This is a genomic window from Stenotrophomonas maltophilia (assembly GCF_002799155.1).
GTDB lineage: Bacteria > Pseudomonadota > Gammaproteobacteria > Xanthomonadales > Xanthomonadaceae > Stenotrophomonas > Stenotrophomonas maltophilia_R.
On record NZ_NERD01000002.1, the window covers coordinates 1,885,139 to 1,900,315 of the forward strand.

The window sequence follows — 15,177 nt, forward strand, 5'->3', positions numbered from 1 at the left end:
GCTTGCAATGCGAATCCTGCTGATCGAAGACGACGCCGCCCTGGCCGATGGACTGATCCGCGCCCTGCAGGGCGCCGGCCATCTGTGCGACCACCTCTCGCGCGGGCTGCACGCGCCGGCTGCACTGGCCAGCGCGCCGTATGACGTGATGGTGCTTGACCTTTCATTGCCCGACGTCGATGGCCTCGACCTGCTCTCGCGCCTGCGCAACGATGGTGTCACCCTGCCGGTGCTGATCCTGACTGCACGCGATGGCGTGGAGGACCGCATCCTCGGCCTCGACCGCGGCGGCGATGATTACCTGGCCAAGCCTTTCGCCCTGGGTGAACTGGAGGCGCGCCTGCGCGCGCTGTCACGCCGCCGCAGTGATGCACCGGCGCAGAAACGTCTGGGCCGGTTGTGCTTCGACAGCATCCGCAACGAAGTGCAGGTCGAAGGCCAGCGCATCGAGCTGACCGCGCGCGAACTGTCGCTGGTCGAAACGCTGATGCAGCATCCCGGCCGCACCGTCACCAAGCAGCGCCTGTTCGACGCGCTGTACAGCTGGGACCACGAGGCCAACCTGTCGGTGATTGAAGTGCATGTCAGCCGCCTGCGCCGCAAACTGGAGCAGGCCCGCGCCGGCGTCGGCATCCGCATGCTGCGCGGCCTGGGTTATCGGCTGGAGGCCATGGGTGACTGAGCGCGTGCTCAGCCTGCGTGGCCTGCTGCTGCGCCGCCTGTGGCTGCCGCTGCTGGTACTGCTGCTGTGCAGCGCGGTTGGATCGTTCGCATTGGCCCGCTTCTACGCCGGCCAGGTCTACGACCGCTGGCTGCTGGACTCGGCGATGTCATTGTCCGAGCTGGTGAAGGTGCAGGACGGGCGTGCCTCGATCGAGATCACCCCGGCGGTGTCGCGCATGTTCACCTGGGACACCGCCGACGAAGTGCATGGCGAAGTGGTGGATGCCGATGGCGGGCGCCTGTATGGCGACCTGCCCGAAGCCCTGCCACGCCCCGCAATCGCGGCTGGAAATGATGACGATGCCGTCTACTACGATGCACGTGTGCGTGGGCAGCCGGTGCGCATGGTGGAGGTGGTGGTCAGCGCCGGGCCGGGCCACGATATCCGGCTGCGCGTCGCCGAGACGCTGCGCAAGCGCCATCGCCTGGAACGCAAGCTGCTGCTGACCAGCATCCCGTTCCAGGCCGCGATCCTGGCGCTGGCCGCATGGTTGGCCTGGTCCGGTACCGGTGCTGCCGCACGGCATGCCAATCAAGTGGCGCGGAAGCTCGCCAGCCCGCGGCCGGATCCGTTGGCGCCGCTGGAGCCCGCGCAGGAAGCCCCCCGCGAACTATGGCCAGCCGTGGAGGCGTACAACGCGCTGCTGCAGCGACTTGACGCCATGCAGGCTGCGCAGCGCCGCTTCGTCAGCAACGCCGCACACCAGTTGCGCACGCCGCTGGCGGCGATGCAGGTGGAGCTGGAGAGTTCGCTGCGCCAGCATGATCCGCAGGCGCAGCAGCTGGCGCTGTCCGGCACGCTGGCCGGGCTGGCGCGGCTGCAGCACCTGGTCAACCAGCTGCTGATGCTCAGCCGCTCCGAGGATCCGCATGGCAGCGCACTGCCGCTGCAACCGCTGGACCTGGCCGCGCTGGCGCGTGGCGTGGTGGAGCGCTACGCCGATCGTGCGTTGGCGGCGGGCGTGGACCTGGGCTACGACGGACCCGACGACGGCGTGCAGGTACAGGGTGCCCCCCAGCTGCTGCGCGAGGCGCTGGGCAACCTGCTGGACAATGCGCTGCGCTACGGTGCCGTGCCCGGTGTGATCACCCTGGGACTACAGCAGGATGCCGAGGGCGTGCAGGTATGGGTGGACGATGACGGCGCCGGCATCGCCGAAGCCGAACGCACGCGCGTCACGGAACGCTTCTACCGGGCCAGCAGCCAGGGGGATGGCTGCGGACTGGGCCTGGCGATCGTGGCCGAGATCGCGCAGCGGCATGGTGCGATGCTGGTGATCGCCACCGCCCCCATCGGTGGCGCGCGCGTGGGGTTGCGGTTTCGTTCCCGCTGACGCGCCGCGTGCCAACCAAGGTTGGCACCTACCAGGTGCGGGGCAATGGCGGCGGCAGGACGGCGCCGCTCCGCATCACCGGCTCATCGAATACGGCGCCTGCGCACCCTGCCCCGGCCAGTCCTTGTTCGGCTCGGCCTGCATGCTGAAACGCAGCTCGCCGCCGGCCAGGATTTCGTCGTGGCGCAGGAAGGCGCGCTGCAGCGGCTTGCCGTTGAGGCTCACGCTGCCCACATAGGTGTGCTTGTCGTCCAGGCCATCGGCCACGATGGTGAACGTCTTGCCGTTGGGCAGGCGCATCGCGGTCTTCGGCAGGAACGGACGACCCAGGATGTACTCGCCCGAGCCCGGTGCCACCGGGTAGAAGCCCAGCGCGGTGAACACGTACCACGCCGACATCTGGCCGACGTCATCATTGCCGGCCAGGCCATCGGGGCGGTCGGCGTACTGGCTGTCCATGATCTGCTTCAGGCGCGCCTGCGTTCGCCACGGCTGGCCGGCATGCGAATACAGATAGGCCACATGATGGCTGGGCTCGTTGCCATGCGCATACCAGCCGATCAGGCCGGTGATATCTTCCATGTGCTCGAAGATGGACGGATCGACCTTGGCGTTGAACACCTCATCGAGGCGCGCGAGCAGCTTGTCGCTGCCGCCGTGCGCGGCGGCCAGGCCGGCCACGTCCTGCGGCACGTACCATGAATACTGCCAGGCATTGCCTTCGGTATAGTCGGTGCCGTAGCCGCTGGCGCTGGGGTCGAACGGCGTGCGGAAGCTGCCATCGCGATTGCGCGCTCGCATGAAGCCGGTGTCCTTGTCGAACGCGTTGCGCCAGTTGCCAGCACGCTTGTCGAAGGTGGCCGCGATATCGGCCTTGCCCATCGCCTGCGCCATGCGCGCGATGGTCCAGTCATCGAAGGCATATTCCAGCGTCTTGCTGGCCGCTTCGCCTTCCTCGTCGATCGGCACATAGCCCAGCTCGCGGTACTGCGCGATGCCGTCATAGGGGCCGTAGTTCGCGGTCTCGACCATCGCCTTCAACGCCTTGTCGGCGTCGAAGCCACGGATGCCCTTCACGTACGCATCGGCGATCACCGGCACGGCGTGGTAGCCGATCATGCACCAGTCTTCCAGGCCGTGGAACGACCACACCGGCAGCATGCCGTACGGGCTGTGCTCATGGTGGGCCAGCATCGAATTGACGAAGTCGCTGTTGCGCTTCTCCGGCTGCACCAGCGTCAGCAACGGATGCAGCGCGCGATAGGTATCCCACAGCGAGAACGTGGAGTAATTGGTATAGCCCTCGGCCTTGTGCACGGCGTTGTCCGGGCCGCGGTACTGGCCATCGGCATCCATGAACAGGGTCGGCCCCAACAGGGTGTGGTACAGCGCGGTATAGGCGCTGCGTCGCGCATGTTCCGGCGCATCGATATCGAGCACCGACAGCGCCTGCGTCCATTCCTGCTTTGCCTGCGCGCGAACGTGGTCAAAATCGAAGTCGGCCACTTCCGCGTCGAGGTTGGCGATGGCACCGGCTTCGCTGACCGGTGAAATGGCCACCTTGACCACCAATGGTGCGTCCAGCTTGCCGAACGCGAACGTACCGACCAGCTGCCGCCCTTCGATCTGCGCACGCTGCGCTGGGTCCTTCTCACCCGGTGGCGGGAAGCCCTTGTAGACGATGTCCTGTTCGGTGTTGTGCAGCTCGTGCCCGGCCAGCGGTCGCGAGAAACGCATCGCGAAGTACAGCTGGCGGCCCGGCGCCCAGCCACGCGTCTCGCGGAAGCCGGTCACCGTGCCGTCGGCACGCACCCGCACCCGCGACCACAGCACCTTGCCCGGGTAGTCGTACATGCTGGTACGCATGTCCAGCAGCACCTTGGCGTCGGTGCCCTTGGGGAAGGCATAGCGGTGCACGCCCACGCGCGCACTGGTGGTCAGCTCGGCGCGCACCTTGTAGTCGTCCAAGGTGACCGCGTAGTAGCCCGGCTCGGCCTTCTCGTCGTCATGGCGGAAGCGCGAGGCATAGCCGCTGCGAGGCTTCTGCGGATCGCCGCGCTCGAGGCCCGGCTCGCCGGTGAACGGCATCAGCAGGATGTCGCCCAGGTCGGAGTGACCGGTGCCCGAGAAGTGCGTGTGCGAGAAGCCGACGATGCTGCTGTCGTCGTAGCGGTAGCCCGCGGCCCAGCCGTAGGCCTTTTCGCGCGGCTGGATGCGCGTGTCCGGGCTGAGCTGGACCATGCCGAACGGCACCGTGGCGCCGGGGTAGGTGTGGCCTTCGCCGCCGGTACCAATGAACGGGTCAACCGAGGCATAGGCCTTGTCGGCGACCGATCTGGCAGGAGTAGCAGAAGCCAGGCCGGAAGCGAACATCGCCGTGGCGGCGACAGCGATCAGGAGACGACGGTCCAGCGTGGGCATCGGCATTTGGATCGATTCAGGTGGTGGCCAGATCCTAGCACTCACGTATCGGCGCCGCATGTTGCGCTGCGGCTGAACGGTTCCACTGGCGCAGCCTATGGCAAGCAGAGATTGCAATTAATTGCATGGATCGATCCAGACACGCTTGCCACACTGTCCCCAAGCCTGGCACAGCGGTGCAAAGCCTGTGGCGGCATTCGCAGTACTCATGCGCCCCTCCCCCACTTTGCAGCCACGGGCTGGCAAAGGCACCGAAATCACTTCGCCCCCCGCGTCATCCCGGCCTTTTGTTCACAGCGACGAAGGGAATGCGATCCCTTTCCTGAAGTTCGATTCCTACAGGAGTTCCACGATGAAGATCGCAGTTCGTCATTCCCTTGCACTGGCCATCGCCGCCGGCATCGCCCTCGCGCACACGGCGCAGGCCGGCAGTCTTGGACCTGGCCAGGGCGCCGAGGTCAACCCGGGCGACACGCCCGAAACATGGGTCCTGAACGGCGCAGGGTTGAATGCCAAGCCAGGCGCCCGTCTTCTGGGGATCAATGCAACCAACAGATCCGACATCATCGCAATTGGTACATCCATTGAGGGGCGGGTCAACCTGACCAACAGCTCAATTACGCTGATCCAGGGCACCCTACACAACACCGCTGGCCCCGCCCTGAGCCTGACCACCTCCGGTGGCGGTGCCGGCTGGTCGATCGCATTCATCGAGCGCAGCACAGTGTCCGGTGCCGGCTTCGGCGGCAGTGCCACACAGGGTGCTGCCCTGACGCTGGACGCAAGCCGGCTTGAGGGTACGTTCAACTCCAGCGGCACCTTTGACCGCGGCATTGGATTCCTGCTGGCCGACCCAGCCCACCTGCTTGCCCGGAATGGAAGCACCCTCATTGGTGACGACGCTGGCATTACGGCATCGTATCAACTGGCCGCGCCCGGTGATCGAGGCAATGTGGAAATAGACGCGTCCCGCGTCGAAGGTCGAAACGGCGCGGGTATACACGTCGTGCGCCTTGGCAGCCGGCCTTCTGTCGTCGCGACGTTCAATTTCCGCAACGGCAGCGAGTTGATCGGCGGCAGCGGAACCGCACTCCTGGTTGAGGATGCGGGCGCAGTGATCGACCTGAATCTGGATGCCTCGCGCGCGACCGGCGGCATTGTCAACGCAGCCGGTGGCACGGTTGACGTCGCACTGTCCAACGGCGCGAGCATCACCGGCGTCATGACCAGCGTCACCAGCGCCACGCTGGACTCGGCCACCTGGAACATGACCGGAAACTCCACGGTCGGTGCTCTCAGCCTCGGCAATGGCACCGTCTCCCTGGGCGACGGCTCCGCCTTCCACACGCTCAACGTGGCTGGCAACTTCAGCGGCGCGGATGGCACGATCGTGTTCAACACCCTGCTGGCTGGCGATGATGCGGCCACCGACAGGCTCGTCATCGGCGGCGACACCAGCGGCACGGCCAACGTGCGCGTCAACAACGTAGGGGGTGCCGGTGCGCAGACCCACCAAGGCATCCAGTTGATCCAGGTCGGCGGTGCCTCCAATGGCCAGTTCAACCTGGCCGGCCGCGCGGTGGGCGGTCAGTACGAGTACTTCCTGCACAAGGGCACTGGCACCGACGGCAACTGGTACCTGCGCTCGCAGCTGCCGACCGTGCCGGACCCGTGTGTTGTCGATCCCCGCCTACCGCAATGCCGACCGATCGATCCCGTGGAGCCCGTGGATCCGATTGAACCGGAACCGGTGCTGCGCCCGGAACCGGGTGCCTACCTGGCCAATCTGCAGGCCGCGCAGAACATGTTCCGCCTCGGCTATCACGACCGGCATGCCGGCCAGAACAGCGGCCGCGCCTGGGCGCGCGTGGATGGTTCGCGCAATGGCTTCGATGCGGTCAGCAAGCAACTGGATATCCGAGGCAACAGCCAGGCGCTGACTGTCGGTGCCGATCTATGGCGTCACGATTCGGGTAGCAGCGCGGGTGTAGTGCTGTCCAGCGGTAATGCCACCAGCACCTCCACCAATGAACTGACCGGCTACTACGCCCGCGGCAAGGTGAAGGGCGAAGCACTGGGCCTCTACGGCACCTTGCGCGGCGGCAATGGATCCGATCCGTATGCAGGTTTCTACGTGGATGGCTCGGTGCAGCGTGCGCAGTTCCGCAACCGCGTGGAGGGCATCGGCCTGGCAGCCGAGCGCTACGACAGCCGCGCCTGGCAGGGTGCGGTGGAAACCGGCTACGCGTTCCGTGTAGGCGGCGCCCGCAATGGCGGCCTCTATCTGGAGCCGCAGCTGCAGGTGGGCTACACACGCTGGGACAGCAACCGCCACACCGAAGCCAACGGCACGGTGGTGGGTGCGGAGAACGCCAACGGCCTGTTCGGCCGTGCGGGCCTACGCCTGTCCGGCGTGACCCGCTGGGGCAACGGGTCCACCGAGGTGCAGCCGTACCTGGCCGCCCACTGGCTGCATACCCGTGCCGAATCGCAGATCCGCATGGATGACGAGGTGGTGGATGCCCGCATTCCGCGCAGCCGTGGCGAGTTCAGTGCCGGTGCGTCGCTGAAGTTCAGCAACGGCATCGGCGCCTGGGGTGGGCTGTCGCTGCAACACGCCAGTGGCTATCACCAGACCAGTGCGCAGGTGGGCATGAGCTACCACTGGTAAGGCGTTTGGGCCTGGAGAAGGCGACTCCGGCGCAGGCCCGGGCCGCCCTTTGCTGTTGGGCGGCATGAAGGGTTGCACGACGCGCGGGCCTCGTTGCATTGAACCGTGCGGCACAATCGGGCACGGCTTTGCTGGACGTCCGTGGAGCTTGGCTCCACGGCAATCAGTTGAGCGTGGCGCGACGCCGCATAAGGCGGGTACCGATCAATCGGGTAGCGCGCTCTCCAAGGTTGCCAGATCTGCGCGTTCCACCGGCCGCACCACCCGCGCCACTTCCTGGCCGTCACGCAGCAGGACCACGGTTGGCCACAGCTTCACCTGGAACGAGCGACCCAGCGGCTTGCCCTTGCCATCCTCGATCTTCCAGTGCGGCAGGTCGTGCGCATCCACGACTGCCTGCAGCGCCGGTTGCGCAGCCTGGCAGTGGCCACACCACGGCGCGCCGAACTCCAGCAGCAGCCAACCGGCCTGCGCATCAACATCGGCGCGGGCCGGTTCGGCGGCAACATGGTCACGCATGAATGGCATGCGTGCTACGCCGCCAGCGCTTTCTGGATGTCTTCCAGCGGCGCGTTGGTCAGGTCCTTGGCGATATCACCCAGCAGGCGCGCCTGGACCTCCTTGTGCAGCAGCGGCCGGATGCGCCCCAGCGTGGTCGGGTCGGCCACCAGTACCAGGTGCGCATAGCGGTTGTTCAGTGCATCCTCGTTGAGCTGCTCGGCGACCTGCTTGGCGAACGTCGCTTCGTTGAGCTGTGAGATGGACATGTCCTTTGGCACCGCCCCGGCCGGGCCCTGCCCGGATACACCCTGCTCGCTGATGTCCTGCAGCCGCAGCTCGCCTTCCTGCTTCAGGGCCAGCTGATGCTCGCTGCCAACGTTGGTGAACACGCGGGCCGAACCACCATCGGCGACGATGATCAGCGTACCTTCGGGAATGCGACGGGTCATGCGATGCTCCTTCTCGATTGCGTTCACCCCCACCGTAGACAGCACGGTGTGAGCGCTGCGGCCAGAGTTCGTTCAACACATGTCATTGCGTTGCATTCGCGCATGAACAGGCGCGATGGAACACAGCGTGCAGATCAGCCCGCTTCGCTGCATGCTCACGCCAATGCCGTTATGATGAACGGATGATCGACATGACCCACTACGTGACGGGCGCACCTGTTACGTGGGAAGCACTGCCGACCGGCGCTTCGCTTGCCACGAATGCTCCCGCCCTGCATTTCCATCGCCTCGCGCTGGATCCCGGCGGATGACGCCCGCAGGCCCGTTGCCTGCACTCCCTACGCTGATGTGACCCCCGGCCGCTGACTGCGCGGCCGCTGTGATTGCGTTGCTGCGTTTCCGCCATGGCAGCGGTGCTTTGCCATGCGCGGGGCGTTGCGCCTGCACACATTCCCCGGCCCCCACGCCACTCACCGATGCCCCTGCGCCCCCTGCGCCTGCATCGCCGTTTCCGATTTCCGGGACCTGTCTCACCGCACATTTCCCCTCTTCTACCTACAAGGGAGCCCCCCATGCAGGACACCCCCGATGCACATGCCCATTTCGGCTGGTTCAAGCGCCGCCGCCACCTGAAGGTCGATGAGATCACCGTCGTCGACAAGCCCATGCTCAAGCGCGCCGTCGGCGCCGCCGCCCTCGGCAATGCCATGGAGTGGTTCGACTTTGGTGTCTACGGCTATCTGGCCGTCACCATCGGCCAGGTGTTCTTCCCGTCCAGCAATCCCACCGCACAGGTGATCGCCGCGTTCGCCACCTTCACCGTGGCGTTCCTGGTGCGCCCTCTGGGCGGCCTGGTATTCGGCCCGCTGGGTGATCGCTACGGCCGCCAGAAAGTGCTGGCATTCACCATGATCCTGATGGCGCTGGGCACCTTTGCGATCGGCCTGATTCCCGCCTACGAGCGCATCGGCATCTGGGCGCCGGTGCTGTTGCTGCTGGCACGCGTGGTACAGGGCTTCTCCACCGGTGGCGAGTATGGCGGCGCGGCCACCTTCATCGCCGAGTACTCCACCGACCGCAACCGCGGCCTGATGGGCAGCTGGCTGGAGTTCGGCACGCTGGGCGGCTATATCGCCGGCGCCGGTACCGTAACGGCACTGCACATGCTGTTGAGCAGCGAACAGATGCTGGACTGGGGCTGGCGCATTCCGTTCCTGGTGGCCGGCCCGCTGGGCCTGCTCGGCCTGTACATGCGCATGAGGCTGGAGGAAACCCCGGCATTCCGCGCTTTTGCCGAAGAAGCCGAAAAGCGCGAGCACGACCGGCCCGGGCTGGGCGCGCTGTTGCAGGTACATGGCCGCCAGCTGCTGGTCTGCATGGGCCTGGTGCTGGTGTTCAACGTGACCGATTACATGCTGCTGACCTACATGCCCAGCTACCTCAGCGTCACCATGGGCTACGCCGAGAGCAAGGGCCTGCTGCTGATCATCATCGTGATGCTGGTGATGATGCCGCTGAACATCGTCGGCGGGTTGTTCAGTGACAAGCTGGGCCGCCGCCCGATGATCATCGGCGCCTGCATCGCGTTGCTGGTGCTGGCGGTGCCGTGCCTGCTGCTGGTCGGCAGCGGCAATGATGGGCTGATCTTCCTCGGGCTGATGCTGCTGGGGCTGGCGCTGGTGTGCTTCACCAGTTCGATGCCATCCACGCTGCCGGCACTGTTCTATACCCCGGTGCGCTACAGCGCGCTGTCGATCGCCTTCAACGTGTCGGTGTCGCTGTTCGGTGGCACCACGCCGCTGGTGACCGCGTGGCTGGTGGAACGCACCGGCGACCCGCTGGTACCGGCCTACTACCTGATGGGCGCGGCGGTGATCGGCCTGGTGACCATGCTGTTCGTGAAGGAGACCGCCGGCCTGCCGCTGCGCGGTTCGCCGCCGGCCGTCGGCTGCAGGAAGGAAGCCGCTGCGCTGTTGAAGAGCGATGTACCCGTGACGGTGGATCCGAACCTGCCACCGCTACCGGACGTTGCGGAACCCGAGCAGGTGAAGCCGGCCTGAGGCTGGGCGCAGAACGCGATCCTCGCTTGGCGTGGATCCCAGGGGACACTGGCGCCGGGTGCATACACCCGGCGCTACGTTGGCGTTACTTCTTGATGCGGGCCAGCTTCCCCGGCGTCCAGCGCAGCATCCAGGTGTAGTGACCCTCCGGCGGGCAGACGTGGCGGTTCGGGCTCTTCCATTCACAGACTGTTGCCCCGGCAGTGACTGTGAAATCGACAATGATGCGATCACCCTGGTTGCGGATGACGCGGATGGCGCCAGGAATCTGTCCAGCCGTGCAGCCCAGGCATCCACGCATGGCGTGGATCTACGGCGGGGTGTCCAACTCCATCGCACGCATTACGATGGGTTTGGCCCAGTCCGGCGTATGCAGCAGTTCGGCCACCGACACCGGATACTGCAATTGGCCATGCGCCATCGCCAGCACCGGCAGCGGTTCGACGCAGCCCTCGGCGTCGGCCGGGGCGCTGTTGTCGTAGACATGCAGCTCGGCCAGGTGTGGCAGCAGTTCCAGCAGGTTCTCGCGCGCCGAATCAAAGCGCGCGTGGATCTTCTCCACCGGGATGTCATGGCCGCCGGCAGCCACCCGTGCCGCAACGCGGGCGATATGCAGCTCGACCGTGGCCAGGCCACAGAACCAGATCGCCACCTGATGCCGTTCGCAGGCCTCACGCAGCAGGCGTGGAATGGTGTTGCCGCCCAGCGTGGTCTCGAAGGCGAAGTCGGTGCCATCGGCCATGGCCTGGCGCAGGCGGCGGGTGCCTTCCTGCCAGGCCTCGGCATTGGCCTCCGGCAACGGCCAGCCGGCCTCCACCAGGCGGCGGGTGAACGAATCGGGGTTGAACCAGCCCAGCCCTTCGGCTTCCAGCCAGGTACCCAGCAGCGAACTCTTGCCGGCGCCGTTGACGCCGGCCAGCACCAGGATCCGCCCCATCGGTCAGAGCGGACGGCCGAGGGTGACCTTGCGGCCGCGGCGGATCGGCTGGCCCAGCACCTTGTCCAGCCCCTCACCGCGCTGCAGGCCGGCCAGGGTCTGGTCGAACTCACCGCGCAGGCGCAGCAGTTCTTCACTGCGCTCACCGGCGTCACCGCCGGCGGCCTTGGCCAGCAGCTCCTGGTACGTGCGGATGTCCACGATCACCGCTTCCGGATGATTGTGGTTGGTGATGACCAGCGCCTGCTTCTCGCGCACGGTGCGCATCAGGCTCGGCCAGCCCCGGGTCTTCACGGACGAAGCCGGGGCCTTCTCGAGGCCAGGCAGGTCCAGCGGCAGGGTCATGGCATGGCTCCAGGCGGGGGTGATGAGAGCCACTATACCCAATTTGGCCAAATTGGAGATAAATTCCCTTTTACCCGTTGGGCCGGGTATCCGGGGCGTCAGTCTGCAGCAGGCTGTCGCGCTCGCGCAGCGGGAAGCGGATCCAGGCGTCCAGGCCTTGCGGGCCAAAGCGCAGCTCGCCGCTGCCGGCCAGCTCGTACGGCACGCGCTGCTCGATCAGCGCCCGGCCAAGGCCACGCTGGCGGGGCAGCTCCCAGTCCTCCACCTCGGCATGGCGCTCGCACCAGTGCAGGCCCAGCCATGGCTGGCCGGCCTGAACCTGCAGATCCCAGGCCACCTCGATCCGGCCATCCTCATGGGTCAGTGCGCCATGCCGCAGGGCATTGGTCGCCAGCTCGTGGATCGCCAGGGACAGCACTTCGGCTGCTTTCGGCGGCAGCAGCACGTCCTCGCCCTGCAGGCGGTAGGCGGCCGCTGCCGGTGTCTGTGCCGCGATCTCTTCGTCGAGCATGCCGCGCAGGCAGACCCCCGCGTTGGCACCACGGGTCAGCAGGCTCTGCGTGCGCGCCAGCGACATCAGCCGCCCGCACAGGCGTTCGGCGTACTCATCCACGCTGCCAACCGACTCGCGGGTCCGCCAGGCAATGGCATGGATGGTCGACATGATGTTGCGCACCCGGTGCTGCAGTTCGGCCAGCAACACCGACTGGCGCTCGGTGGCGCGCTTGAGATCGTCGATGTCCACGGCGATGGCGAACACGCCGGTTACTTCGCCGTCTGCATCGCGCAGTGGCGCGGCGGCGACGCGTGTCCAGCGTGCGCGCCCGTCATCATGGGTGAACTGGAACTCCAGGCCCGGAACCACCGTCTCGCCCCGCAACGCCCGGGCGATGGCGAAGTCCTCGGGGCCGATGGCCGAACCGTCTGCATGCCAGCCGCGCCAGCGATGCTGGTTCTCTGCATCGGTCGAGGGCACCTTGCCACTGGGCAGGTACGCACGCATCTGATCATTGGACAGCTGCAGGCGGCCTTCGGCGTCGACAATGCAGACACCCACCGGCAGCACCTTGAATGCCAGCGCCAACCGGCGATCGCTTTCCCGCCGCTTGCGCTCCTCGCGCTCGCGGGCCGCCTGCGCAACGTGCGCCGCGGTGGTCTCGAACATGGTCACCAGCACGCCGTTGATGCGGCCTTCCTCTCCGCAGATGGGGCTGTAGGTGATGGTGAACCAGACATCCTCCAACCGCCCCCGCCGCGCCAGCGGATAGAGCTTGTCCTCAAAGGTGATGGTCTCGCCCTGCCAGACCCGCTGGTAGATCGGCCCGTTGATGTGCCAGACCTCGGGCCAGCACTCGCGGGTCGGCTGGCCGAGTCCGCCAGGATGCTTGTCGGCGAGGATCTCGGCATAGCCGTCGTTGTAGAGCTGCACCAACTGTTCGCCCCACAGCACGATCATCGGGAAGCCGTGGGCCAGCATCAGGTCGACGGTGGCGCGCAGGTGGGGCGGCCACTGCTCACAAGCGCCCAATGGCGTGGACGACCAGTCGTGGCGCGCGATGCGCGCGGCCATGCCATCGTGGCGCGCCTGCAGGCGCGGGGCCGGCAGCATTCCGCCCCTCGGGCCGGCGGCCTGGAGGCCTTCGATGCGGCGCGACATGCCGCGCAATCAGGCGACGCCCGCAGGGGCCTGCGGCGTCGCCACCAGGCCCGCCAACTGCTGGACCAGGGCCTCGATGTGATAAGGCTTGGTGCAGCGGGGCGCGCTGGCGAAGCGGCTGGGCAGGTTGTCGTCGTAGCCGGAGGTCAGCATGAACGGCGTGCCCGCTTCGGCCAGGCGATCGGCCAACGGGTACACCTGCTCGCCGCCCAGGTTGATGTCCAGCAGGGCCACATCGATGGGGTTGTCATCCACCAGCCGCCCCAAGGCCTGCAGATCTCCGGCCGGCCCAACCACCTGCGCGCCCTTCAGCTCCAGGTAGTCCACCAGGAACATCGCGATGGCGAATTCATCCTCCGCCACCAGCACTCTCAGCCCCTTCAGGCCCTCTGGTTTGTTGCCCGCTTCCAGCACGACCGGCGCTCCTCGATACACGCGGCCCACCTCTGCCGCAACGCCCGCAGGATGCGCGAACCGGGCTACAAGGGCGCGTGATGATCGATGAAGAGCACCGCCACGGCGCATTCACTCCGGCATTGCAGCGGCGCGTTCAGAACGCACGCTCCCATTTCAGGCTGAGCAGGCTGCGGTCGTGGCTGTACAGCCAGCCGACGTTGCTGTCGATGCGGGCGTAGCGCAGGCTCAGGCTGGGCACCAGCCCGGCCACGGCCAGCCGCTCGCTGCGTACGATGGCGATCAGGTTCTGCTCGTCGTCCTGCCTGCGCGCCTCCAGCAGCGGACTCCAGGCATCGTAATCGCGATGGCGCAGCGACACGAACACCGTGGCCGTGGTGCCACTCCACTGCCGTGCCGCGCCCAGCCGCAGGCCGCGCTGGCGGTAGCCGTTGGCCGGGTCGGCTGCGCTGCTGCCGGTGACATCCAGCCCGGCGAACACCGTCCAGCGCGGATTGAGCGCGCGGAACCAGGTGGCATACAACGATGCCAGCTCGCCGTCGTAGTTGCTGGCCAGGCCCTGCTGGCGATACCGCTGCCGCTTCCAGTCGGCCTCCAGCTTGAGCAGACTGCGCGCATCCAGAGCGTACTGCCATTCCCCGTGCACGCCGCTGCCGCCCTGCAGCGCATGGTTGCCCAGGCCCTGGTAGTCATAGCTGGGGGCCAGCATCACGGTCTGCCGTGCGCTACGCCAGCTGTAACCCGCCTGCACGTTGGCATTGAGCTCGTTGTAGGCACTGTGCCCGCGCCATGCCTGACCGAAGGCGAGACCGCGCACGTACAGCCCATGATGCCCGCCGAGCACCCAGCGCCGTTCCAGGCTGGCGTCGTAGTCGAGGCCCGCCGCGCGCTGGGCGTCGGGCAGTTTCCGTTCGATGATGCAGGCGTCGCCCACGCCGAACAGGCAGGTGCGACTGGCCGAGCTGCGGTTGATGTTGTCACTCCACGCCGGGCCGGCGGACAGCGCGCCTTTCCAGCGCTGGCGCGCCTGCAGGGCACCCAGGTAGCCGTCCACGCGGGCACGGACGCCGGCCGTGGCTGGATCATCGGCATTGATGCCTGCAGCGATGGCCGTGAACAGCGCAACCGCATCGCGATCGCGCTGGTCTTCCGCATAGACACGCGCCAGCTCGAGGCGGGCTGGCAGGAAATCCGGCTGCGCCGCCAGCAGCAGTTCGTACTCCTTCGCCGCGCGGCGATGGTCGCCGGCCACCCGCGCCAGCGCCCCCTGCGCATAGTGGCGCAGCAGAGGGTCATGCCCCGGCAGTTCGATGTACTCCTCGAGGAACGCAGCGGCGGCCTGCCATTGCTGATGCTGCAGCGACAGGTAGAGCGCCTGGCCGAGATCGTCGACGGTGCGCTCCACGCGCAGCGTCTGGCCGTCGATGGTGATGGTCGGCCGCGCCGACTCGGCCTGCTGCAGGCGCTGCTGGTCCTGCTGCTGGTGGCGAAGGTCGGTGCCCTGTTCAAGCACGCGTCGAAGATCGTCCTGCTGGGCGCGCACATCGGTGGCAGCCAACAGCAGTACGACAAGGAAGATGGAGTGGCGCATGGTCGATCCGTGGTGGTGCATGCAGCGGGCCGAAGCAGGGACTGGCGGATCGCGGCTTGTCCCTGCCCTGCCCC

Annotated in this window: 13 protein-coding genes; 4 read left to right on the forward strand and 9 right to left on the reverse strand. The window is 66.9% G+C overall.

Features of this window, described 5'->3' with window-relative positions; genetic code table 11:
* The first annotated feature begins 7 nt into the window (after nt 1–7).
* Together B9Y82_RS09360 and B9Y82_RS09365 are read left to right on the forward strand one after the other, a co-directional pair.
* Nucleotides 8–682, forward strand: a complete 675-nt coding sequence (locus tag B9Y82_RS09360; RefSeq protein ID WP_100472690.1) for a response regulator — start codon at nt 8–10, stop codon at nt 680–682.
* Entirely contained in the window at nt 675–2,057 is a 1,383-nt protein-coding gene (locus B9Y82_RS09365) for a sensor histidine kinase (protein ID WP_100472693.1), read from the forward strand. Before B9Y82_RS09360 ends, B9Y82_RS09365 begins: the two co-directional genes overlap by 8 nt.
* 75 nt (nt 2,058–2,132) lie before the next feature.
* Here the strand turns inward: B9Y82_RS09365 and B9Y82_RS09370 are convergent, their stop codons facing one another.
* The gene (locus tag B9Y82_RS09370) at nt 2,133–4,484 is read right to left on the reverse strand and encodes a GH92 family glycosyl hydrolase (protein ID WP_100472695.1); all 2,352 of its coding nucleotides are present in this window, start codon (nt 4,482–4,484) and stop codon (nt 2,133–2,135) included.
* Between the two features lie 346 nt (nt 4,485–4,830).
* On the opposite strand from B9Y82_RS09370, the gene B9Y82_RS09375 reads away from it, so the two are divergent.
* Complete coding sequence (locus tag B9Y82_RS09375) at nt 4,831–7,149, forward strand: autotransporter outer membrane beta-barrel domain-containing protein (RefSeq protein ID WP_100472698.1); 2,319 nt, start codon at nt 4,831–4,833, stop codon at nt 7,147–7,149.
* Between the two features lie 204 nt (nt 7,150–7,353).
* On the opposite strand, the gene B9Y82_RS09380 is transcribed toward B9Y82_RS09375, so the two are convergent.
* Both B9Y82_RS09380 and B9Y82_RS09385 read right to left on the reverse strand, forming a co-directional pair.
* On the reverse strand, nt 7,354–7,677 hold the full coding sequence (locus B9Y82_RS09380; RefSeq protein ID WP_100472701.1) for a thioredoxin family protein: 324 nt from the start codon (nt 7,675–7,677) through the stop codon (nt 7,354–7,356).
* A gap of 5 nt (nt 7,678–7,682) precedes the next feature.
* Nucleotides 7,683–8,099, reverse strand: coding sequence for a host attachment family protein (locus B9Y82_RS09385; protein ID WP_100472704.1), 417 nt, complete (start codon nt 8,097–8,099; stop codon nt 7,683–7,685).
* A gap of 572 nt (nt 8,100–8,671) precedes the next feature.
* Here B9Y82_RS09385 and proP point away from each other — a divergent pair.
* Nucleotides 8,672–10,159 (forward strand): glycine betaine/L-proline transporter ProP, encoded by a 1,488-nt coding sequence (gene proP / locus B9Y82_RS09390; RefSeq protein ID WP_100472707.1) that lies wholly within the window; start codon nt 8,672–8,674, stop codon nt 10,157–10,159.
* 85 nt (nt 10,160–10,244) lie between these two features.
* Here proP and B9Y82_RS09395 read toward each other — a convergent pair whose 3' ends face one another.
* From B9Y82_RS09395 to B9Y82_RS09420, 6 genes are all read right to left on the reverse strand, one after another.
* The gene (locus B9Y82_RS09395) at nt 10,245–10,460 is read right to left on the reverse strand and encodes a hypothetical protein (protein WP_238381577.1); all 216 of its coding nucleotides are present in this window, start codon (nt 10,458–10,460) and stop codon (nt 10,245–10,247) included.
* Between the two features lie 9 nt (nt 10,461–10,469).
* Entirely contained in the window at nt 10,470–11,096 is a 627-nt protein-coding gene (locus tag B9Y82_RS09400) for an AAA family ATPase (RefSeq protein WP_100472710.1), read from the reverse strand.
* 3 nt (nt 11,097–11,099) lie between these two features.
* Nucleotides 11,100–11,441 carry a type II toxin-antitoxin system prevent-host-death family antitoxin gene (locus B9Y82_RS09405; protein ID WP_100472712.1) on the reverse strand — a complete coding sequence of 114 codons (342 nt, stop codon included), beginning with the start codon at nt 11,439–11,441 and terminating at the stop codon, nt 11,100–11,102.
* Nucleotides 11,442–11,511: 70 nt separating this feature from the next.
* Nucleotides 11,512–13,098, reverse strand: a complete 1,587-nt coding sequence (locus B9Y82_RS09410) for a sensor histidine kinase (RefSeq protein ID WP_100472715.1) — start codon at nt 13,096–13,098, stop codon at nt 11,512–11,514.
* A 9-nt stretch (nt 13,099–13,107) separates the two neighbouring features.
* Entirely contained in the window at nt 13,108–13,512 is a 405-nt protein-coding gene (locus tag B9Y82_RS09415) for a response regulator (protein ID WP_100472717.1), read from the reverse strand.
* Between the two features lie 136 nt (nt 13,513–13,648).
* Entirely contained in the window at nt 13,649–15,103 is a 1,455-nt protein-coding gene (locus tag B9Y82_RS09420; protein ID WP_100472720.1) for a porin family protein, read from the reverse strand.
* Nucleotides 15,104–15,177 lie beyond the last annotated feature (74 nt).